Annotated in this window: 18 protein-coding genes; 9 read left to right on the top strand and 9 right to left on the bottom strand. The window is 49.9% G+C overall.

From position 1 onward, the window contains the following. The first annotated feature begins 78 nt into the window (after nucleotides 1-78). Complete coding sequence (locus tag ACQE3Y_RS09445) at nucleotides 79-1,011, top strand: AraC family transcriptional regulator (RefSeq protein ID WP_426981497.1); 933 nt, start codon at nucleotides 79-81, stop codon at nucleotides 1,009-1,011. A 136-nt stretch (nucleotides 1,012-1,147) separates the two neighbouring features. On the opposite strand, the gene ACQE3Y_RS09450 is transcribed toward ACQE3Y_RS09445, so the two are convergent. Next, nucleotides 1,148-1,735 (bottom strand): TetR/AcrR family transcriptional regulator, encoded by a 588-nt coding sequence (locus ACQE3Y_RS09450; protein ID WP_426981498.1) that lies wholly within the window; start codon nucleotides 1,733-1,735, stop codon nucleotides 1,148-1,150. Beyond that, complete coding sequence (locus tag ACQE3Y_RS09455) at nucleotides 1,732-2,328, bottom strand: NAD(P)H-dependent oxidoreductase (protein WP_426972919.1); 597 nt, start codon at nucleotides 2,326-2,328, stop codon at nucleotides 1,732-1,734. The genes ACQE3Y_RS09450 and ACQE3Y_RS09455 overlap by 4 nt, the downstream gene beginning before the upstream one ends. Nucleotides 2,329-2,619: 291 nt before the next feature. On the opposite strand from ACQE3Y_RS09455, the gene ACQE3Y_RS09460 reads away from it, so the two are divergent. The 5 genes from ACQE3Y_RS09460 (at nucleotide 2,620) to ACQE3Y_RS09480 (ending at nucleotide 7,474) form a co-directional block, all read left to right on the top strand. Then, nucleotides 2,620-4,119, top strand: coding sequence for a PTS transporter subunit EIIC (locus ACQE3Y_RS09460; protein ID WP_426981499.1), 1,500 nt, complete (start codon nucleotides 2,620-2,622; stop codon nucleotides 4,117-4,119). 84 nt (nucleotides 4,120-4,203) lie between these two features. Next, complete coding sequence (locus tag ACQE3Y_RS09465) at nucleotides 4,204-5,220, top strand: substrate-binding domain-containing protein (RefSeq protein ID WP_426972915.1); 1,017 nt, start codon at nucleotides 4,204-4,206, stop codon at nucleotides 5,218-5,220. A gap of 195 nt (nucleotides 5,221-5,415) precedes the next feature. After that, the gene (locus ACQE3Y_RS09470; RefSeq protein WP_426972914.1) at nucleotides 5,416-5,847 is read left to right on the top strand and encodes a carboxymuconolactone decarboxylase family protein; all 432 of its coding nucleotides are present in this window, start codon (nucleotides 5,416-5,418) and stop codon (nucleotides 5,845-5,847) included. Nucleotides 5,848-6,173: 326 nt separating this feature from the next. Beyond that, nucleotides 6,174-6,767 carry a sugar transferase gene (locus ACQE3Y_RS09475; protein WP_085071988.1) on the top strand — a complete coding sequence of 198 codons (594 nt, stop codon included), beginning with the start codon at nucleotides 6,174-6,176 and terminating at the stop codon, nucleotides 6,765-6,767. 2 nt (nucleotides 6,768-6,769) lie between these two features. Next, nucleotides 6,770-7,474, top strand: a complete 705-nt coding sequence (locus ACQE3Y_RS09480; protein WP_426972912.1) for a PIG-L deacetylase family protein — start codon at nucleotides 6,770-6,772, stop codon at nucleotides 7,472-7,474. An 85-nt stretch (nucleotides 7,475-7,559) separates the two neighbouring features. On the opposite strand, the gene ACQE3Y_RS09485 is transcribed toward ACQE3Y_RS09480, so the two are convergent. The 6 genes from ACQE3Y_RS09485 to ACQE3Y_RS09510 all read right to left on the bottom strand — a co-directional run bounded on the left by ACQE3Y_RS09485 (nucleotide 7,560) and on the right by ACQE3Y_RS09510 (nucleotide 15,892). Further along, nucleotides 7,560-7,688 carry a hypothetical protein gene (locus tag ACQE3Y_RS09485; RefSeq protein ID WP_426972911.1) on the bottom strand — a complete coding sequence of 43 codons (129 nt, stop codon included), beginning with the start codon at nucleotides 7,686-7,688 and terminating at the stop codon, nucleotides 7,560-7,562. A gap of 64 nt (nucleotides 7,689-7,752) precedes the next feature. Next, nucleotides 7,753-9,231: a SulP family inorganic anion transporter gene (locus tag ACQE3Y_RS09490; RefSeq protein WP_426981500.1), complete on the bottom strand. Its 1,479-nt coding sequence runs from the start codon at nucleotides 9,229-9,231 to the stop codon at nucleotides 7,753-7,755. Nucleotides 9,232-9,626: 395 nt separating this feature from the next. Continuing rightward, on the bottom strand, nucleotides 9,627-9,734 hold the full coding sequence (locus ACQE3Y_RS09495) for an NAD(P)H-dependent oxidoreductase (protein ID WP_426981501.1): 108 nt from the start codon (nucleotides 9,732-9,734) through the stop codon (nucleotides 9,627-9,629). Between the two features lie 222 nt (nucleotides 9,735-9,956). Next, nucleotides 9,957-11,453 carry an MFS transporter gene (locus tag ACQE3Y_RS09500; RefSeq protein ID WP_426972905.1) on the bottom strand — a complete coding sequence of 499 codons (1,497 nt, stop codon included), beginning with the start codon at nucleotides 11,451-11,453 and terminating at the stop codon, nucleotides 9,957-9,959. 173 nt (nucleotides 11,454-11,626) lie between these two features. Continuing rightward, on the bottom strand, nucleotides 11,627-14,731 hold the full coding sequence (locus ACQE3Y_RS09505) for a multidrug efflux RND transporter permease subunit (protein WP_426981502.1): 3,105 nt from the start codon (nucleotides 14,729-14,731) through the stop codon (nucleotides 11,627-11,629). A 30-nt stretch (nucleotides 14,732-14,761) separates the two neighbouring features. Further along, complete coding sequence (locus ACQE3Y_RS09510; RefSeq protein ID WP_426981503.1) at nucleotides 14,762-15,892, bottom strand: efflux RND transporter periplasmic adaptor subunit; 1,131 nt, start codon at nucleotides 15,890-15,892, stop codon at nucleotides 14,762-14,764. A gap of 135 nt (nucleotides 15,893-16,027) precedes the next feature. On the opposite strand from ACQE3Y_RS09510, the gene ACQE3Y_RS09515 reads away from it, so the two are divergent. After that, complete coding sequence (locus tag ACQE3Y_RS09515; RefSeq protein ID WP_426972900.1) at nucleotides 16,028-16,723, top strand: response regulator; 696 nt, start codon at nucleotides 16,028-16,030, stop codon at nucleotides 16,721-16,723. 1 nt (nucleotide 16,724) lies between these two features. Next, entirely contained in the window at nucleotides 16,725-17,780 is a 1,056-nt protein-coding gene (locus ACQE3Y_RS09520) for an ATP-binding protein (RefSeq protein ID WP_426981504.1), read from the top strand. A gap of 138 nt (nucleotides 17,781-17,918) precedes the next feature. Here ACQE3Y_RS09520 and ACQE3Y_RS09525 read toward each other — a convergent pair whose 3' ends face one another. After that, complete coding sequence (locus ACQE3Y_RS09525; protein ID WP_426972897.1) at nucleotides 17,919-18,494, bottom strand: TetR/AcrR family transcriptional regulator; 576 nt, start codon at nucleotides 18,492-18,494, stop codon at nucleotides 17,919-17,921. Between the two features lie 91 nt (nucleotides 18,495-18,585). Here ACQE3Y_RS09525 and ACQE3Y_RS09530 point away from each other — a divergent pair, with 91 nt between their 5' ends. Next, nucleotides 18,586-19,473 carry an ABC transporter six-transmembrane domain-containing protein gene (locus tag ACQE3Y_RS09530; RefSeq protein ID WP_426972895.1) on the top strand — a complete coding sequence of 296 codons (888 nt, stop codon included), beginning with the start codon at nucleotides 18,586-18,588 and terminating at the stop codon, nucleotides 19,471-19,473. Nucleotides 19,474-19,638: the final 165 nt, after the last annotated feature.

The following is a 19,638-nucleotide window of genomic DNA, read 5'->3' on the forward strand; positions in this document are numbered from 1 at the left end:
TATCACTGCGACCGCTATTGCTGGCAAATAGAAAGAGGCTAATATTGCCTGACCTCTTATCGTCGGGACGATAACGGAATGATGTCAGCTATACAGCAGCAAATTTGCCAGTCTCTTCAGGTGCTGGCACCGCAGGAAGGCTATACCGCTTCGCTGCTGGAGGAGGTGCGTTTTATGCGTGCGGACCAGCCCATCGAACGTACACCAGTGCTCTATGAACCCAGCATTATTATTGTTTGCCAGGGGCGTAAGCGAGGCTATCTCGCCGATCGCATCTGGCACTATGATGCGCAGCAGTTTCTGGTGCTCTCGGTGCCTTTACCTTTTTCTTCAGAAACAGAAGCCACGCCGGAAGAGCCGATGCTGGCCGTGGCGGTAAAGCTTAACCTGGCGCTGGCGACGGAGCTTCTTATGCTGGTTGGGGAGTCGGGAAAGCAGCTTGTTTCTGCACCGGAAGGGATGGTTTCAACGCCGCTTGATGCGCCTTTGCTGGATGTGTTGCATCGGCTGCTGAAGGCGCTGCAATCTCCGCTGGAGACCAGGGCGCTGGGCGCATCGTTGCTACGCGAACTCTATTTTCGTGTTCTGATGAGCGAGCAGGGTGGCGCTATCCGCGCTGCGCTAGCCTGTCAGGGGCACTTTGGCCGCATTGCGCGTGCGCTAAATCATATACATCAGCAGTGGCAAAGCCCGTTAAATGTGCCCATGCTGGCGGAAAAAGCAGGAATGAGCGTGCCGCGTTTTCATATTCATTTCAAGGCTATTACCCACACATCGCCGATACAGTACATTAAATCTGTCAGGCTACATCAGGCCCGGCTGATGATGATACGCAGCAATCTCCCCGCTGCAAAAACTGCGCTGCAGGTAGGCTATGAAAGCGCATCGCAGTTTAACCGTGAATTTCGTCGTTTCTTTGGCCGTAGCCCAGGCGACGAGACTCGTCGGATGAAACAGGCCCTTGCTTTACTACCGCCTGCCGAGTTGGAAAGGCAGGCGATTTCCCATTGATAAGCGACTGGCGGAACGTTTCTGCCATTAGCGAGTAGTGGTCAGTCTGACGCAGCGCTGAATAATGGTTTCCAGGCAGGCCCGCAGCTTGCGGGCAGACGTCTTCACTGTGCCCCGATGAGCAGGCAATGATGCGTTAGCGGCTGCGTTCGATCGTCGTGATAATCAGTGCGGTAAGCTCCTGCAATCCTTCCTGCTGACTGATATCACCACAAATCACCGCACTGGAAATGGCATCTGCCGCCCCCAGCAATCCCCACATGGTAGCCAGAGGAATGCCGGAGGGCGCAACAAAGGCTGCAAACCAGCTGCGAAACTTTTCGATAAAATTGAGCTGATACTGGCGTTTAACCTCGGCAAGTTCCGGGGTGCTGTCCAGCGAAGAGAGAACATCAGGGATTTCGCGTCCCTGCGTCAGCACACAATTCACATAACTGGCGGCCACCACCGCAGCTTTGTCCTGTAGCCTGTGGCCCGCCGCCGCCATAGCCGCATCGAAAAGCGCGTTCTGACGAATATCAAAATCTTCGTACAGCGCAGCCAGCAAGCCGTGACGCGTACTGAAGTGATCGTACACTACCGGCTTGCTGACGCCTGCTTGTTCAGCCACGCGGCCCAGCGTGAGCGCATCGGTGCCTTCCTGGCGTACCAGATCCCATGCAACGCTTAACAGCTGCAGTCGTCTGGCCTGATGAGTCATACGCTGGCGTGAAGCCTGATTCATATCTTTTCCTTCTGTTCAAACAACTGTCGGCCAAGATTATAGGCCAGGGTGTAATGCGCGTCGGGATAGTTTTCATCGGCAGGCAGCAGCAGTTCGCTGGTTATCACCGGCGCGCCGCAGTAGCCAAAAATACCCAGGTCAATTTGGGTGCGCATGCTGCTGAAATAACCGCGACGGAGATAAGTGCGTGGGGTGGCTGCGCCCAGCGCCAGAAGATGCACCTGCAGATGTCCAAGCTTGCCAGTGACCTTATCCCCGGCTTCTTCATATGCCCAGCCCTGGGTAAACACCCGGTCGATCCAGCCTTTTAGCTGTGCCGGAAATGACCACCAGTAAACGGGATAGACCAGCACCAGCGCATTAGCACGGTTTAGCCGCTGCTGTTCGGCCAGCGCATCAGCAGGTAATGGCGAGCCATGTTTAAACTGCTCGTAGTCAGCCAGGCTGAAACACGGATCGAACTGCTCCGCAGCGAGGTTGACCTGCTCAAAAGTATGTGTGCCGCTGGCGGCAACGCCCTGGGCCACCTGTGAAGCTATCGCCTGGGTATGTGACTGACTATCGGGATGGGCAGAAACGATCAGTGCGTGCATATCAATGACCTCATTTTCAGGTTACCTACCAACAGTAAGTTACTAATGGTAGGTTAATGGCGCACGTCTGGCAAGTCCGTTTCTGGCTGGCTTTAGCTTTGCAAATAGAATAAGCGCCAGCGCGATCTTTGATGGACTTCAAACAATCATAATTCCCTATGACCGGGCGTAAAATTTTTGTTGCACGCCGTTATCACTTATTTCACGATGGTAGAACGTTCTAATAAAACGTTCTACTTACAATAACAGCGCGTTTTTAGCGCAGGTAACGGCCTTAACCCGGGGAAGAAAATGAGTGTGATATCAGGGTTTGTGAAGTCGCTGTCTAAGCTTTCTATGATTGGGCGCGCATTGATGCTGCCTATCTCTCTGTTGCCCGCCGCAGGGCTGCTGCTGGCGTTCGGGGATAAGTTTCACTTACCGCTAATGATGAATGCGGGCGGGGTGATTTTCGATAACCTGCCGCTGCTGTTTGCTATTGGCTCCGCCGTGGGGCTGGCTTCTGAATCAGGGATTGCTGCACTCTCGGCTGCCGTCTCGGTGTTTATTACCAATATGACGATCGGCACCGTATTGTCGATTACCCCCGAAATGGCTGCACAGGGCGGAAAGTATGCAATGGTGGTCGGCATTCCTACGCTGCAAATGGGTGTATTCGGCGGCCTGCTGTGCGGCATTCTGGCAGCCTGGTGCTACAACCGTTTTCACACCATCCAGTTGCCGGAGTTTCTCGGCTTTTTCTCAGGCAAACGCTTTGTCGCTATTGCCACCGCGTTTCTCTCTTTCCTGCTGGGTCTGCTGTTGCCTTATATCTGGCAATATATTCAGTCCGGTATTGATGCGCTGTCGCTAGTGGTCAACGGCGATAACCAGGCAGCGTCGACGTTTATTTTCGGGCTGGTGGAACGTGCGCTGATCCCGCTTGGGCTGCATCATATCTGGTATCCCTCTTTCTGGTATTCGTTCGGGGATTACACGACCCAGGCGGGGCAAGTTATTCATGGCGACCAGACCATCTGGTTTAAAATGCTGGAAGAGGGCACGAAATCTTTTAGCAGCGATACTTACCAGAATGCCGGTAAATTCATGCAGGGCGAATTCCCGTTAATGTTGTTTGCACTGCCGGCGGCCTGCCTGGCGATGTACCATGAGGCGCAAACCAAAAACAAAAAAATCGCTGCGGGGATCCTGTTCTCCGCTGCACTGACCTGCTTCCTGACCGGGATTACCGAACCGGTTGAATTTACCTTTATTTTTGTCGCGCCGATCCTCTATGTGTTTAACGCAGTGATGGCCGGGCTCTCCTATATGTGTATGTATCTGATGCATGCGCATATCGCCAAATCTTTCTCTGCCGGGCTGATTGACTATATTTCGTTTGGCATCCTGCCCTCGTTTAACGGGTATCAGACTAACTTCCTTAATGCCATCATCATCGGGGTGCCGATGGGGCTGATTTACTACGTTACTTTCCGCTTTGTGATCCGCCGTTTTGATATCAAAACCCCGGGTCGGGCAGATGTCACTGCCGATGCCAGTGATAAAACAGACGACGAACTGGCTACGGAGATCATTGCTCTGCTGGGCGGCGCGCGCAATATTGATTCCGTGGGCGCCTGCATTACTCGTCTGCGTCTTGAAGTTGCCCAGGGCGGGAAGGTGGATAAAGATGGGCTGAACGCACTGGGGGCGCGTGGCGTGGTATTTGTCGGTGAGAGAGGCATTCAGGTGATCTTTGGCTCACGGGCGCAGTTTATCGCCCAGAAAATGTCTCTGATGCTGGGCAAATAAGCGAGGCGGGCAGTAAAAAAAGCCTCCTGACTTTTCTCAGGAGGCTTTACTCTGGCGGATAAGCCGCACCTTCAGGGAGAAAATGTGAAAAGGGTTAGCATCGTTGAGGTCGCTAAACAGGCTGGCGTGTCGGTTTCAACCGTCTCGCTGGTGCTGCGTCAGAAAGGAAAAATTTCCGCTGCCACCATAGCGCGGGTGCATGAAGCGATGAGTGCGCTGGGCTATGTGCATAATGTGGCCGCCGCCAATCTGCGCGCCAATACTTCCAACCTGATTGGCCTGATTGTGCCTGATTTCAGCGACAGCTTTGCTGTTAAAGTGATGGCGAGTATCGTGCAGGAGCTGGAACGCCAGCACTATATGGTATTTCTGCGACAGCCACAGGATGAAGGCGACGCGCTTGAGCGTTGTCTGCTCTCCTTCAAACAGCAGGGCGTCGCGGGGGTGATCTATCTGGCATCAGATGTCACTGCCGCCTTGCTGCCGGAAAAGATCCGCTGCTGTGCGCTGCCGCTGGTGGTGGTTTCGCAATCCCTGCAACAGGATGGCTGTAATTTAGTGATGCGAGATAACCGGCAGGCAGCCTCTCTGGCTACCCGCTATCTGATTGAACGCGGACACCGTAATATCGCCTATATCGGCGGCACGGAGAACGATCGGATTCGCCAGCAGCGTCTGTTGGGTTTTAGCAGCGCCCTGGCACAGTACGGGATGGCGCTTCGGGAGACATTAACGCCCGCCTGCGCTGAAAGTACCCAGGCGGCAAGCCAGGTAACGCGTCATCTGCTGGAGAATAACAACACGATTACAGCGCTGCTCTGTCATTCACCCAATGCGATGATTGGCAGTATCAGCGCCATTTATCAGGTTGGTCGTACGCCTGGCAAAGATGTGTTTCTCACGCAACAGGTGGCGCTGCTCGGCTTCGAAGATATGCTGCATGTTAACCTTACCTCGCCATCCTTCACCTATGTCTCCTCTGCCAGCGAAGAGACAGGCCGACAGGCCGCTGCCCTGATCCTGCGCAAGCTGAGCGAGCCGGATCTCCCTCCGCAACGCATCACGCTTTCCGGCCAACTGGTGGTGCGGGAATCAGCATAAAGCCAAAACAGACGGAAGGTTTCCAGGGCGTTGGCGTCAGGCGTGTTATCTCACCGATCAGCATCTCGATCTGCACGCTTTATAAGCAGTTTGGTTCGCATAAATCAGAAGCGTGGCGTTCTGACAGCACCAGAGAGAAAATGGTGTTTTTTCAGGGTGATAGTCTTTTGAACTTCACTTCAAAAGGAAGAGATCATGACCACGCTTCGTCTGCCTTATTTCAAACTCTCTAACGACGCTTATATGGGCCTTGTTTCCACTAAAAAAGCGTTAGAAAAAAGCTCTCTGGGAAAGGTGCTTATTGAGTTTATCTATCTGCGCGTTTCTCAAATGAACGGCTGTGCCTTCTGTCTTGAAATGCATGCGAAATCACTGCGGGAATCGGGAGTAGAGAACGCTAAGATTGATGCGCTTGCCGGATGGCGCGTCAGCCACCACTTCGATGATAAAGAAAAAGCCGCGTTGCAATGGGCAGAAGCGCTGGTCAGGGTTGATGAGACATTTGCCTCTGATAACGACTTTGAACCGCTCAATAAGTTTTTTACCGACGTTGAAATTTCCGATCTCACTTTCGCCGTTTCGCTTATGTCAGCCTTTAACCGGCTTGCCATAGGAATGAGACAGTAAACAAGCCTCAACGGATCAGCTTCACTTATGTGCGGCTGATCGGCACGCTATTTTTAGCGCTACACAAGGGTAAACAGGCAATAAACCGCTTTTATTCACCTGCTAAAAGCCATCCCCTCCGATGTTTTATTTCCCGCAATAGTAAGGAAAATCTGAATATTCCTGTTTTTTCTCTGCGTAATCTTTTGAAATTACTGGATATTATCTTCAGGTTTTCACCATGTGATCTGAGTAGGTTTACTTGATTTTGCTTATATTTCAATCTGTATCTTTAGATTGCGTGATGTTTTGACATGGCGGATGGCTGAAGCCTTTCAGAGGTTGCTATGACGATAAAGAAACGCTTTTTCGATATCCTTGTTGCCTCATTTTGTTTGCTCCTGCTAATGCCGTTTATGTTAATCACGGCGCTAATTCTGTGGCTAACAGGCATGAAACCCTTGTTTAGCCATCCCAGAATGGGGCAGGGCGGCAAAATCTTTTACTGCCTGAAATTTACCTCCATGCTGCCGATGGAGAAAGTTTCTGCTGCTGAACAGGCGCGTATCCGGCATGAGCTGCAGCTCTACAGCGTGGTAAAAAACGATCCGCGCGTCACCCGTTTCGGCGCCTTCATCCGTAAAACCAGCATCGATGAACTTCCGCAGTTTATTAATGTACTTCGGGGCGATATGTCGGTTATCGGACCGCGTCCCATCGCGGCCTACGAAAAAGATAAATATGGGCGCAGTTACCGCTATTACTGTTCCGTAAAACCCGGTATTACCGGCCTGTGGCAGGTATCAGGGCGAGACGATCTGCCTTATCACCGTCGCGTGGCGATTGATCGCTATTACAGCCGCCGCCGTCGCGCCCGGATGGATATCTATATTTTTCTGAAGACGTTCGGCGTGGTGGCCGGTATGAAAGGGGTGAACTGATCATGGAACAGCTTTTTTCTTACCGACGCTGGCTGATCATCAGCCCGCACGCTGATGATGCAGAGTTGGGCTGCGGTGGCAGCATCGCCAGAGCTATCGACGCCGGTATTGAGGTGCATATTGCGGTGGTGATACTGAAAGGAGAAACCCATCTGCGTGGGCAGCGTTATGTTCCTGCTTCCCAGCGCCATCAGGAGCTGGCCGCCGCTATGAACAGCGCCGGAGCGCACTATTCCGTGCTGAATTTTGTTAACGAGGGGGAGTGCTTCGATCTGGCCTCTTCAAGCCAGTCAGCCTGTGTTCAGCAGCTGGATACGCTTATTGAAGACATTCAGCCTGAGCTGCTGCTGCTGCCGGTTCCCTCGTTTCATCAGGAGCATCAGTGGGTTTATAACTGCTGCATTGCCGCTACACGCCCTACCAAAAACCAACGCTCGCTGCGCCTGATCGCTGCGTATGAGTATCCGGCTGCCGGGTGGGGCAACTCCTCATCCTGGGACAGTTCGCGTGGCGCGCTCTATATCAATATCAGCGATTATTTAGCGGCGAAACTGGCGATGCTGGCAGAACATCAGTCGCAGATGTCTGCGACAAAAAATGCGCTCATCTCACTTGATGGCGTAAAGCGACTGGCATCATTTCGGGGCGTTGAAGCGGGATACGATTATGCAGAGATGCTTTATCTTATGCGCGGATGGATTGATTGATAAATCTTTCTGACCGCAGGCTGGAAAGCGCATCGCCGCTTAACGGCTGAGGAAAAGCGGCGCGCTGGTCACTGAACAATAGGGTTTACGCCTGCTCCAGCACGGAAAGTGCGCGAGCAACTTCGCTGCGATCGCGATCAGAAAGCGAAAGCAGCAGATGTGGCCGGCAGTCATGGTCGGCCAGGCGCAGGATGCTGACGGCGGGGGTTATCATAAAAGCCGGGTGGTTCAGGCCGTTAATTGCGACCTGAGCGCCAGACGGGTCTGCCGCCTATGGCTTAATGACCCGCCATCAGTTTTTCTACCTCTTCCGGTTTATCATGTATTCCGAAACGTTCAACGAGGGCACGGGTTGCCGCGTTCATTCCCTGAATCTGCACCTTCTTTCCTTCGCGATGGAACTTCATCACCACGCGGTCCAGCGCGCTTACTGAGGTAATGTCCCAAAAGTGGGCGTGCGTTACGTCAATCACCACACGTTCAATCGCCTCGTGGAAGTCGAAGTGGTTGGTGAAGCGGTCAGATGAGGCAAAAAATACCTGCCCGCTGACGATATAGGTGCGGGTATCCTTCCTTAGCGATGAGTTAATCACCATAAAATGGGCCACTTTCGTGGCAAAGTTCAGCGCGGCAATCAGCACCCCGGCCAGAACGCCAAACGCCAGATTATGCGTAGCCACGACCACCGCTACGGTGGCCAGCATCACCACGCTGGTCGAGAGCGGATGTCGCCGCAGATCGGTAATTGAACGCCACGAAAACGTGCTGATGGAAACCATAATCATTACCGCGACCAGCGCCGCCATCGGTATCTGCGCCACCCAGTCACGTAAAAAGACAATCAGGCAGAGCAGCATCATGCCAGCGGTGAGTGTGGAAAGGCGTCCGCGCCCGCCGGATTTCACGTTGATAACGGATTGCCCAATCATTGCGCAACCCGCCATGCCGCCGATAAATGAGGTGCAGATATTGGCAATGCCCTGTGCCTTGCACTCGCGGTTCTTATCGCTTGGCGTGTCCGTCATGTCGTCCACGATAGTGGCCGTCATCATGGACTCCAGCAGTCCTACTACGGCGAGCCCCGCAGAGTAAGGCAGGATAATCAGCAGAGTATTGAGGTTAAAAGGTATATCCGGGATAAGGAATACCGGCAGGCTGTCGGGCAGTTTGCCCATGTCGCCTACGGTGCGGACATCCAGATGCAACCACAGGGAAATAGCGGTCAGCACCACGATACAAACCAGCGGCGAAGGGAGGGTTTTATTGAGACAGGGAAAGAGATAAATGATGCCAAGACCGGCGGCGGTCAGGGCATAAACGTGCCAGGTAACGTTGGTCAGTTCTGGCAACTGTGCCAGGAATATCAGAATCGCCAGCGCGTTGACAAAACCGGTCACCACCGAGCGCGACACGTAGCGCATCAGGCTACCAAGCCGCAGATAGCCGGCGGCAAGTTGCAGGACGCCGGTTAGCACCGAGGCAGCAAGTAAATATTGCAGGCCATGATCTTTCACCAGCGTCACCATCAGCAGCGCCATGGCTCCGGTTGATGATGAAATCATTGCCGGGCGACCGCCGAAGAAGGCCATAACAAGAGGAATACAGAACGCGGAGTAAAGTCCGACCTGTGGGTCTACACCCGCGATGACAGAAAAAGCGATCGCTTCAGGAATAAGCGCGAGCGCGACAACAATACCAGCCAGTACGTCGCCACGGACGTTACCCAGCCAGTCCTTACGCGTCGAGGACAGCAACATAGTCTTTTCTCAATTTTTGAATGCAGTCAGCCCGAGAGGGCAAAATTTTATGTACAAAAAAGCACATCCGCAGACGGGATGTTTTTGTGTGCGACTGAAGCTACTCAGTGCGACAGAGAGGGAGATAACTCAGGGTGGCGTAATACGCATAATGTTTTTTAAAACTCCTTTACGGCGGCGTGTGCACCTTCAGGAACCAAAATGCCTGCGGAATCGGTATGCAGGGCAGGCGATGAAAGTTAGCTGGCTGTCAAAAATCAGAAACGTCAAACCAGAACCGCGTTTAACTTTACACAAAATTTCCACAGGATCAATCAAATGATAACCCAAAATCGCTACGGGTATTCTTTTTCTCAGCGTGCTGACCCGTACAGCTATAATTATTAGCCATAATTTCAAGCACAGCCAAGATAGGCTCTAAGCATTGATGGCATGAAGTACCACCAAACCGGGAAAACGAATAGCAGGTGGCCTACCTCAGACAACTCTGCCGATAAAGACATAGCAGACTGGCAATATGACCAGTCAACTTTTTCTGTCAGGAGGGGAGCAAGTGATATTTTATTTTCCCATAATGGAATGCTCCTTAATTTATATGTCCAGGTTACATAATATTAAAGGGAAATACGCTTTTATAAAATATCACAATGATGTCGCTCTCCGTTCTCGCCAGGATGATAACCGGAGGGCGAGCATAATATAGTTAACAATGACTTCCCTGATTCCTAAGACATCTCCTCTTCAGATGCACGATATATATGGCGCGTCCATCCACCTAAAATTAAGCAGGTGGCAAGCAGAATGAAAATAGCTATGCTAAAAACCACAAAAAATGCCTTAAGAAAAGCCTCTTCTGCCAAATTACGTAATTTCTCACCCTGTGAGGAAGCCATCTCCTGAGCAAGCAGTAGGGCACCATCAATGCTGTCTTTTGCGCTAGCGGGTATAGAAGGGACCCCAGACATAAAATGCATATATACCGCAGACATAAAGCCCCCTAACAAAGCAATACCAATAGCACCACCTAATTCATAAGATACGCCCTCTACCGAAGCGGCGGTGCCAGCGCTGCTTTCCGGTGAGTTCAACATGATAGCCGTCGAGGCTGCAGTCATTGCACCTCCTAACCCTGCGCCCACGATGGAAAGCGATATGATTGACAACCACAGGCCAGCATCATAATAAAACAGATAAACTGCCGCGCCTGCTGCTGAAATGAGTAATGTGCAAAGGATTGCTCTTATTGAGCCTGTATAAGGAATAATATAGCCAATTACGGGGCCTATGAAAAAGGATGCCAGAGGTAGCGGTAAAATATACAGCCCGGCCCGTAAAGGTGACATGTCCAGAATAAGCTGAAGACGCTGCGTTATTGCCAGCTCAATGCCTGTAAGAGATGCTGAAGCAATTAAAGCTGTAATAACCCCCGCACTGAATAGACGACTTTTAAATATTGCTATGTTTAACATAGGTGCAGGGGAGATTTTTTGGCTGTGAATAAACTTAGCGGTCATTACTGCCCCGACGGCACCTGCCACAAGAAAGTGGCTCAGTTGCGGGTCGGGTTTGCTGAATTCTTTCATCGCATACACCAATCCGGTCATCCCCAGCAGAATCTGGCCAGCCGCGATAAAATCAAAAACACGGGTTGGATTGGCCGTAACAGGCGGAATGAGCTTAACGGAGAAAAGCAGTGTAATAAGGACAACAGGAACATTTATGAGAAAGACGGATCCCCACCAAAAATATTCAAGCAGTATACCGCCCACAACCGGACCCAGAGCTGCACCGCCTGATGCTACAGCGGCCCATACGCCGATGGCAAAAGAGCGTTCGGCAGGATCGTTAAATGTCTTACGTACGATAGATAAGGTGGCAGGCATCATGGCCGATGCGCCAATGCCAAGTAATACTCTGGCTATAATCAATAGCTCCGGAGAGGGAGCAAAGGCCGCTATAACTGAAGCCAGGCCAAAAATGATCAATCCGGCATTAAAAAACAGATGTGCACCGTATCGGTCGCACAACGCGCCCATACTGATAAGTAGTCCAGCCATGGTCAACGGATAAGAATTTACTATCCAAAGCTTCTGGTTAGCCGAGGCCATTAGATCGTGGGTTAAACGTGGCAGTGCCGTATAAAGTACTGTCATGTCGATAACAACAAGCAACATCGCGCCAGAAATCACAGCCAGCACTAACCAACGAAACGATGAGATCATCTTGGTTCTCCCAAAACGCTTGTGTAAATGTTTGTTGTGCGTCATAGCCTTAATGAAGAAAGGATAATGACCGTAAAATTTTCCTCCCTTTAATCATTTGCTGGTAACCCGGGAGCAAATCAGGCATTTATCTCTGTTATAGACGGCGCACCGGAACGGTGCGCCTCAAAACATTAAGCTGGCCTTTTTTTGGTAAATCTGGCGACAACGCTCATTACAGCAAAGTAAAAGAGCGGTACGAAGAAGATCGCGAGTAGAGTACCGCTGATCATGCCACCAAATACGCCGGTACCGATCGCATGCTGCGTTTCTGCGCTGGCTCCACTTGCAAGCATCAATGGCACAACGCCCAGTGTGAATGCCAATGATGTCATAAGTATCGGACGTAAACGCATTCTGGCAGCTTCCAGTGCCGCTTCGGTCAAACTTTTGCCCTCTTCATGAAGCTGTTTAGCAAATTCCACAATCAGAATGGCGTTTTTAGCTGAAAGTCCAATAATGGTAATCATACCCACTTTGAAAAAGACATCATTGGGCATGTCTCTTATCAGTACAGCCAGTACGGCACCCAGCAGACCAAGCGGTACAACCAGCATGACAGATAGTGGGACAGACCAGCTTTCATACAGTGCAGCCAGCACCAGAAATACCACCAGCATCGAAATAGCCATCAGCGCCGTGGCTTCTGACGCAGATTGTTGCTCCTGAAGCGACAATCCTGTCCATTCAATTGCGAAGCCCTCTGGCAATTGAGAGGCAAGCTGTTCCATTTCCTTAATCGCATCACCGCTTGAATATCCTTGTGCAGCATTGCCGGTGATTTTGACAGCCTGGTAGCCTTTGTAGCGCACCAGCTGCAGTGGTGAGGTTTCCCACTTGGCCTGAACAAACTCAGAAAGCGGAACCATCCCTCCACTACCATTACGGACATAGAGTTTTAAAATATCATTGAGTTGCATACGGTAAGGTGCATCAGCCTGCACAATGACCTGCTGCATCCTGTCAGCATTAGGGAAATCATTCACATAAAGTGAGCCAATCGCCCCTGATAAGGTCTGGCTGATTTCATCAAATGATACGCCTAGCGCAAAGGCCTTTTGTCGGTCAATTTGCAGATTGATTACCTGACCATCTGGCAGACCATCTACATAGACGCCCTCTACGATCTTACTTTTAGACGCCAACTCCAGCAGTTGATTTTGTGCTTCAGTTAGGGCGGCATAACCTTTCCCGGCTCTGTCTTCAAGACGGAGTGCAAAACCCGAAGAGTTGCCTAATTCATCAATAGCGGGTGGCATCAGGCTAAAGACATCGCCTTCAGGTACACCGCGCATCATATCCTGCACCCGAGCAGCCTCTGAGCCTGCTGTTGCACCGTTTCGTTGCCCCCAGTCTTTCAGGGTGGTGAACGCCATGGCGGAGTTCGGGCCCGAGCCTGCAAAGCTAAAACCCAGGATCGACAAATTCGCTTCTATTCCCGGACGTCCCAGTACACCATTTTCAAATGATTTCACTACTTCCAGAGTACGTTCGGTTGTAGCATCAGAAGGTAACTGAATAGAGGTCAGAAAATATCCCTGATCTTCCTCCGGCAGAAAAGCGGAAGGAACATTTTTCATCGTAAAGAACAGTACCAGGCATAACACCGCATAAACAGCCAGTGCACGACCGGTTCTTTTTAGCAGCCAGCCAACGCGAGACTCGTAACGATCGGTGAGCGCTGCGAATTTACGATTGAACCAGCCGAAAAAGCCTTTCTTCTCATGTGCTCCCTGCGCAACGGGCTTCAGCAGAGTGGCACATAATGCCGGGGTCAGGCTGAGCGCGAGGAAAGCAGAAAAAAGAATGGATACAGCCATGGACAGCGTGAACTGGCGATAAATTGCGCCGACAGAGCCGCTTGCCAAAGCCATCGGAATAAATACTGCGCTGAGCACCAGGGTAATACCGATCACGGCCCCGGTTATCTCTTTCATTGCTTTCTGAGTAGCTTCTTTAGGTGGCAGTCCCTCTTCAGCCATGATGCGCTCGACATTCTCAACCACAACGATAGCGTCATCGACGATGATACCAATAGCCAGCACCATGCCAAACATAGTCAGAACGTTGATGGAAAATCCTGCCATTAACATGACAGTAAAGGTTCCGAGCAATGCAATAGGGGCCACAATTGCAGGTATAAAAGTGTACCGGACATTCTGTAAAAACAGATACATCACAAGGAACACCAGTACCATCGCCTCTATAAAAGTATGCACAACTTTTTCAATGGAAATTTTAACAAAGGGCGCAGTATTAAACGGAATGGTGTAATGCATACCCGTCGGCATCGCTTTGCTCAGCTCTTCCAACCGCGCCGTGATTTGCCCGGCGGTCTGAACCGCATTAGCGCCAGGCGGTAGCTGCACGGCCGCGCCAGTAGAGACCCGACCATTCTCCCGGGTTGAATAGGCGTAGGTTTGTGGCCCCAGTTCAATCCTCGCTACGTCTGCGAGCCTCACCCTTGATCCGTCACGGTTAGAACGCAGTGTAATATTGCCGAACTCCTCTGGCGAACCAAGCTGCCCTGTTACCGTCAAAGGGTAAGATACACGTTGACCAGGTAATGCCGGAGCATCCCCTGTACGACCAGGAGAGATCTGGGCGTTCTCAGCGCTAATAGCCTGACTGATATCGCTAATGGTGAGGTTATACTGCGTCAGCTTAAACGGATCGACCCAGATACGCATTGCTTTCTCGGCACCGAAAAGTTGCACCCTGCCCACGCCGCTTACCCTGCGCAGCTCTTCAGTGATATTACGTGCAAAGTAGTCGCTCAGATCGCTTTCTGAAAATGAACCTTCATCAGAAGAGAGACCAACCACCATCAAAAAGCTGGATGAAGAAGCTTCAACGTTCAGCCCGTTCTGGCGTACCACCTGTGGCAGACGTGGTTCAACCACTTTGATGCGGTTCTGTACATCAACCTGCGCCAGTTCCGGGTCGGTACCTGGAGTAAACGTTACCGTAATGGTAGCCATACCCGAAGTATCACTTGAGGACTCAAAATAGAGCAGATTTTTGACTGAAGAAAGCTCACGTTCAATCAGGGCGACAACGTTATTGTTCATTGTCTCCGGTGTTGAACCCGGGTAGGTTGCATAAATGTTAACAGAAGGCGGTGCAACCGAAGGGTAGCGCGCAACGGGAAGTTTTGGAATCGCAATGAGCCCAAAAAGTATTATAAAAACCGCGATCACCCAGGCGAATACGGGGCGGTTAATAAAAAACTGTGGCATGAGGTATCCTGTTTAAAATAAATTCCGGTTTTAAATATGTGTCGTCTTAGTGTCGGCCTGTATCGGCATACCTTCCTGCAACCTTTCGGCACCCTGCACCACTAATCGATCTCCGGCTTGCAGCCCTTTGCGAACAAAATAATTACCTTTCAGAACTTCTCCCAGCTCTACCTCAGTTGAGCGAGCTTTACCTGCATCATCAATCCATACGCGGGTCTTACCATTTATACGTAGCACGGCTTCCTGTGGGATTAACAGACCACCAGGGCTCAACTGCCGTGATAGTTTTGCCTGCACATACATTCCGGGCAGAAGAGTTTTGTCTGAATTATTCACGCGCAACCTCATGACCACATCGCCAGTTCCGGGATCAACACTCACGCCTGTAAACAGAAGGCTGGCACTGTTAGTCAATACCTCTCCTGTTGCAGATATGACTTCTGCCTGAATCGGCAGTCCTTCTGTGGTGAGCTGGTTATGCTTAACAGGTAGCTGTGAAAGCTCCGCTGCGGGCTGGCGTACATCCACATATACGGAATCAATCTGTTGCAATGTCGCCATCGCCTGACTGTCACTGGCGCTGACCAGCGCTCCCTCGGTAACAAAGTTCTGATCGACGCGTCCATCAATAGGCGCCCTGACCGTCGCATAAGAAAGATCGAGCTTCTTACGCTCCAGAACAGCACGGGCCTCTGATACAGCCGCACTGGCCTGTGCTGTTACCGAGGCTGCATCCTCATAGTCTTGTTGACTGATAGCTCCGGTGCCACGTAGCTTTGCGAGGCGTGTGCTCCGTGACTTGAGCTGCTGGTGGCTGGCCTGCGCTTTCTCAAGTGCCGCCGCTGCACTGTTAACTTCAGCCTGGAAGGGGGCTGGGTCAATCTGGAAAAGCGGCTGGCCGGCTTTTATCTCACTTCCCTGGTTAAACAGCATGCTGGTAATAATCCCACTGACCTGAGGCCGGATTTGCGCCGTGCGCAACGCTGCGACCCGACCGGGATAAAGCTTTTCAAGAACAACAGGCTGCTCAGTTAGCACCTTTACGGCAACTACAGCCGGTGCTACTTCGGTCTCCACCTGGGATTCACTATCAGCATCACAGCCTGATAAACTGACAAGCATGAACAACAGTAATAACTTTGTAACGCTTCTGGTAAACATATCAACCCTGTTAACGTGTTTTTGATGGAGGAGAATGCTGTTAAATTCATTATAAAATCATTATATTGAGGTTTTATGGAGTTCGTGTGGAGATGGTGTGGAGCGTAAAAGAAAACAGGCCTGAAGCGAGGGAACATGAACACAATTAAATTGTTGTTGGCAGAAGATGAAGATGAGATAGCAGATATTCTTGGTGCTTATCTTCAAAAGGAAAATTTTGAAGTTATTCATGCGAAAGATGGACTTGAGGCCATTTCGTTTTTTAAAAAAGGGGACATCGCGTTCGTTATCCTGGATATCAAAATGCCCGCCATGGACGGATGGCAAGTATTGAATGAAATACGAAAAACGTCTGACGTGCCGGTCATGATGCTAACCGCGCTTGATGCCGATATTGACAAGATTCATGCTTTACGGAGCGGTGCCGATGATTATATTGTTAAGCCTTTCAACGCCGTGGAAGTGGTAGCCAGAGTTCACGTGATTCTACGCCGTATGGCTTTTTACGACATAAGTAAAAGCACAGGCCACTATAGTACCCGGAATATCATGTTAGACGTTACCAGTCATCAGGTAAAAATAAAAAAAACCAATGTTGATATCGGCGATAAACTGACTTTAACGGAATTCAAAATCCTGCAACATTTAATTCGTTATCCCAAACGTGTTTTTTCACGCCAGGAATTAATAGAATATTGTCTTCCCGAGGGAGATGTTAGTGAGCGCACCGTTGACAGTCACATCAGTAAACTCCGAAAAAAAATTGAGCAGGCTGGTTTACAGGCTGTTCCTGAAAGTATACGTGGCTTTGGCTACCGGTTAGGGGACTAATATGGCTCAGGCAGGTATTCGCTACCAACTTTTTATTCTGACTACTAAAGTAGCTTTGAGCACTATCGTTTTATTATCCGCCGTTTATAGTATTTATATTTATTTTTTTTCCGACCTGGGGGACAGGTATAGCTGGATCCCATCAACACATTATTGGGCTTTAACAGTGATTGCGGGCTTGTTCTCTTCGGCAATAGCGCTATTTTTTGCATGGCGCTTTGCAAGAAAAATTATTTTGCCCCTTAATGCGCTTGCTTATAGCGCAAGGCGTATTGCTGAAGGCCGCCTGGACGAGCGCGCCGTTCATAATATGCATGAAATAAGAGAAGCGGGCTTAATGATCGATGACTTCAACCTTATGGCAGATAAGCTTGAGGTTATGTCTAATGATATGAAAAAATGGAATGCGGCAATAGCGCATGAATTAAGAACGCCTGTTACTGTTCTCAAGGGAAGGATACAGGGGATGTCTGAAGGCATCTTTGATACAGAAAAAAAACAGTTTGATATATTACTTCGTCAGACAGAAGCTTTGTCAAGGCTCATAGACGATCTGCGTGTACTCAGTCTTTCCGACAGTGGTCAGCTTTATCTTTATAAAGAAACACTCCACCTTCAGGAAGTGATTATTTATTGTGTGGAGGCATTCAGAGATAAGCTCAGTGCACATGGGATTGAGCCGGTTATTGAAGCGGAAGAAGTTATCTGTTTTGCAGATGAAATCCGTATCCGGCAAATATTATCTGCGTTGCTCAGTAATGTCTGTAAATATGCTTCTCCTGGCGTAGTGATGGTGACTTGTCGCGCTGAGAATCATCAAATTGTTTTAACAGTTGAAGATGAAGGACCCGGTATAAGTGATAATGAGAGAGGCAGTGTTTTCGAAGCTTTTTTCCGGGCAGAGAAAGACCGAATACTTAAGCCTGATGGCACAGGTTTAGGCCTGGCGGTTGTGTACGCTATCGCCCGTGCGCATGGCGGAAAAGCGGCTTGTCGCCGAAGCAATCTGGGCGGAACCTGTATTGAAGTCGTTTTTACAGGAAACACTGAAAATTAAAGACACATATTGTAAACCAAATCCGCGATGAATTCGGAGCCGCTTTTTGAACCCGTTCCGCAAACATCTGAATAAAGATAATTGAAGCAGAACAACAAGGTTCGAGTCGGCAGCAGTGTTTCTCCGCTGAGATAACAATTAGCGTATTTGTTCAATAAAAGCATTAATATCAGTCACCGCTTCGCTGCGTTTTTCCGGTGTGAATTTGATGAGTAGATTATCAGAGTAACCATTGAGTAGGGCACTCAACTGGCGGGTGATACGAACAGTGTCAACGTCCCCAAAGGTGCCAGCGGCTTTTCCTTCATTGATTATTTTAGTGATAAATCTATCCCATTTTAGGGTGAGCGACTCTGCCAAATCAGCAAAGGCTGCATTATGCGCGGCCATTTGCCAGAGTGAGCTGTATAACTGCCAGACGGCATCAGGGGAATCGGGCAGATAGTTATCAATCAGGGCGTTGAGCTTTTCAGCAGGTGTCCTGTCTGTTATAGACGCAGAAAACGCTGCCAGATCGCTTTCAAGATAATGGCTCAACGCCGCGATACAGAGCGCCTGCCAGTCACTGAAATAATAATAAATATGACTCCGGGAAAGGCCGAGAGCCTCGGTGACATCACGCGTCGAAACTTTTTCAACCCCTCGCTCAATGAACAGGGCAATCGCGCCATTCAGAATGCGTTGCTTTAACACTTCTTTTGATTCTTTCATCATTAGTTTCCATTGACACTATGGCGTTGCTCAAATAGACTGCCGTTAAATTTTGAGCAGTCGCTCAAGGTTAATCTTACCAGAATTGCAGGATATGAAAACCTCAAAAATAGCGCCGCCCGTTTCCCGTAGTGCCGCCCAGACGCTGAAGCTGCTTGGACGTCGTCACAGCAAGAAACTTATCCTAACATTACTGCTTGTGGTCGCAGAAAATGTTACCTATCTTCTTTATCCTCTGCTGGCAGGTTTCGCCATAAATGCCATCGTTGCCGGAAAAGCATGGCATGCAGTGTTTTATGCCATGATGGTTTTTACCATGTGGGTTATCAGCGCCGCCCGGCGTACGGTAGATACGCGTACTTTTGCCAGAATCTATGCAGAACTGGCGGTGCCGATTATTCTTGCTCAGCGCCGTGAAAATCATAACCCTTCGGTGATAGCGGCTCGTGTTGCTTTATCACGCGAATTTGTTGATTTTTTTGAGAAGCATTTACCGGTATTAATTACCTCTCTGGCCTCTATCGCTGGAGCAGCTATTATGCTACTGGCTATTGAGTTTTGGACCGGCATGGCATGCCTGGCAATTTTGTTATTTTTTGCTTTTTTTCTTCCGGGGTATACCCGCAAAAATGAAGCGTTATTCGTCAGGCTTAATAACCGACTTGAGAAAGAGGTGGATTTTGTCAACAGCGCCCCCACCATTTCGCTTATCCGACATTATGGTACACTGGCTCGCTTGCGTATTCGTCTGTCCGATCGTGAAGCGCTGGGTTATCTTTCAATCGGTGCCGTGTCAGCGCTACTGTTCGCTATGACAATCCTCGCGATGTCATTTCGCGGTGGTATTGACGCAGGACATATTTATTCCGTCATAACCTATATGTGGATGTTTGCAATGAGCCTGGATGATGGTCCTCAACTGCTGGAGAAATACTCCCAGCTCAAAGATATCGGGAAAAGGGTTAATACGGATTTGGTTTAAGATCCAGACTAACGCTGTCTGGAAAATACCCTGCAGTCGCCAGCTGCTTGTAGTGAGCTGTTTTCTGGCTTAAAAGCGCTGCGATATGAAGTTATGCTTTTCAGATATAAAAGGCTCCACATTATATATCGTTTAACCGTATATAGTGTGGAGTAAGAATTAAGC

It is taken from the genome of Pantoea sp. FN0305 (genome assembly GCF_050113845.1).
Classification (GTDB): Bacteria; Pseudomonadota; Gammaproteobacteria; order Enterobacterales; family Enterobacteriaceae; genus Mixta; species Mixta alhagi.

Excerpts from the sequence above, each read along its gene's own strand:
- ACQE3Y_RS09515 (WP_426972900.1), top strand. The coding sequence starts at position 16,028 with ATGAACACAATTAAATTGTTGTTGGCAGAAGATGAAGATGAGATAGCA.
- ACQE3Y_RS09450 (WP_426981498.1), bottom strand. The coding sequence starts at position 1,735 with ATGAATCAGGCTTCACGCCAGCGTATGACTCATCAGGCCAGACGACTG.
- ACQE3Y_RS09500 (WP_426972905.1), bottom strand. The coding sequence starts at position 11,453 with ATGATCTCATCGTTTCGTTGGTTAGTGCTGGCTGTGATTTCTGGCGCG.
- ACQE3Y_RS09470 (WP_426972914.1), top strand. The coding sequence starts at position 5,416 with ATGACCACGCTTCGTCTGCCTTATTTCAAACTCTCTAACGACGCTTAT.
- ACQE3Y_RS09510 (WP_426981503.1), bottom strand. The coding sequence starts at position 15,892 with ATGTTTACCAGAAGCGTTACAAAGTTATTACTGTTGTTCATGCTTGTC.
- ACQE3Y_RS09505 (WP_426981502.1), bottom strand. The coding sequence starts at position 14,731 with ATGCCACAGTTTTTTATTAACCGCCCCGTATTCGCCTGGGTGATCGCG.
- ACQE3Y_RS09475 (WP_085071988.1), top strand. The coding sequence starts at position 6,174 with ATGACGATAAAGAAACGCTTTTTCGATATCCTTGTTGCCTCATTTTGT.
- ACQE3Y_RS09480 (WP_426972912.1), top strand. The coding sequence starts at position 6,770 with ATGGAACAGCTTTTTTCTTACCGACGCTGGCTGATCATCAGCCCGCAC.
- ACQE3Y_RS09525 (WP_426972897.1), bottom strand. The coding sequence starts at position 18,494 with ATGATGAAAGAATCAAAAGAAGTGTTAAAGCAACGCATTCTGAATGGC.
- ACQE3Y_RS09490 (WP_426981500.1), bottom strand. The coding sequence starts at position 9,231 with ATGTTGCTGTCCTCGACGCGTAAGGACTGGCTGGGTAACGTCCGTGGC.
- ACQE3Y_RS09455 (WP_426972919.1), bottom strand. The coding sequence starts at position 2,328 with ATGCACGCACTGATCGTTTCTGCCCATCCCGATAGTCAGTCACATACC.
- ACQE3Y_RS09530 (WP_426972895.1), top strand. The coding sequence starts at position 18,586 with ATGAAAACCTCAAAAATAGCGCCGCCCGTTTCCCGTAGTGCCGCCCAG.
- ACQE3Y_RS09445 (WP_426981497.1), top strand. The coding sequence starts at position 79 with ATGATGTCAGCTATACAGCAGCAAATTTGCCAGTCTCTTCAGGTGCTG.
- ACQE3Y_RS09520 (WP_426981504.1), top strand. The coding sequence starts at position 16,725 with ATGGCTCAGGCAGGTATTCGCTACCAACTTTTTATTCTGACTACTAAA.
- ACQE3Y_RS09460 (WP_426981499.1), top strand. The coding sequence starts at position 2,620 with ATGAGTGTGATATCAGGGTTTGTGAAGTCGCTGTCTAAGCTTTCTATG.
- ACQE3Y_RS09495 (WP_426981501.1), bottom strand. The coding sequence starts at position 9,734 with ATGTCTTTATCGGCAGAGTTGTCTGAGGTAGGCCACCTGCTATTCGTT.
- ACQE3Y_RS09485 (WP_426972911.1), bottom strand. The coding sequence starts at position 7,688 with ATGATAACCCCCGCCGTCAGCATCCTGCGCCTGGCCGACCATGACTGC.